General features: G+C 63.2%; 1 protein-coding gene and 1 pseudogene. Both read right to left on the bottom strand.

Features of this window, described 5'->3' with window-relative positions:
- Positions 1-374 (bottom strand): hypothetical protein (locus tag INT12_RS30890; RefSeq protein ID WP_226926412.1); only part of this gene is annotated, 374 nt, incomplete at its 3' end.
- An 89-nt stretch (positions 375-463) separates the two neighbouring features.
- A pseudogene (locus tag INT12_RS30885) lies at positions 464-650 on the bottom strand (fructose-bisphosphatase class I); the annotation flags it as partial.

The following is a 650-nucleotide window of genomic DNA, read 5'->3' as shown; positions in this document are numbered from 1 at the left end:
GTACGGGCCAGTCCGGACAGCGCGTTGTCGTCCATGCCGGGAAAATCTTCGGCTTTCAGGCGGCGTGCGGTGCCATCGTTGTCTTGGACCTGCAACATGAGCGGGGAGATCAGCGCCTGTGGATAACGGCGTAGATAACTCAAAACGCCGCTGAATACTGCCTGTTGCAGCTGTATTTCGACCTGGCGCCACTCCGGGCGCCCACTTATGCGCAGATCCTTGCTGTGCTTGAGTTCCGGGAACACACCGCTGCCTACTTCGCCGGGTTGGAGCTGGGCGCTGGCGCGCATTTGCGCCTGAATTGCGGCACAGGTCTCAATCGGGATGGCGTTGTGGATTACTTCAATGAAGTCGGGCGGGGTTTCGGCCTGCATGGGGTCATCCGTGGGCGTTTGAGCCCGATGTTGACCTGTGTTGGTGCAGGTGTCACCCCGTTGCCACATGCAACGGGGTGATGTGACCGTCAGCCCTGGGCGTCGTGCTCGCGGTGGTAACGGGTGGCTTCGGCTACCTCGTTGCGCGAGCCGAGGAACACCGGCACGCGCTGGTGCAGGTGGTCGGGCTGGATGTCCAGGATGCGCTCGCGGCCGGTGGTGGCGGCGCCGCCGGCCTGTTCCACCAGCAGGCCCATGGGGTTGGCTTCGTACATC

Origin of the sequence: Pseudomonas sp. K8 (assembly GCF_014889455.1) — a bacterium.
Taxonomy (GTDB): Bacteria; Pseudomonadota; Gammaproteobacteria; order Pseudomonadales; family Pseudomonadaceae; genus Aquipseudomonas; species Aquipseudomonas veronii.
This window is presented reverse-complemented; position numbering and strand designations above follow the sequence as displayed.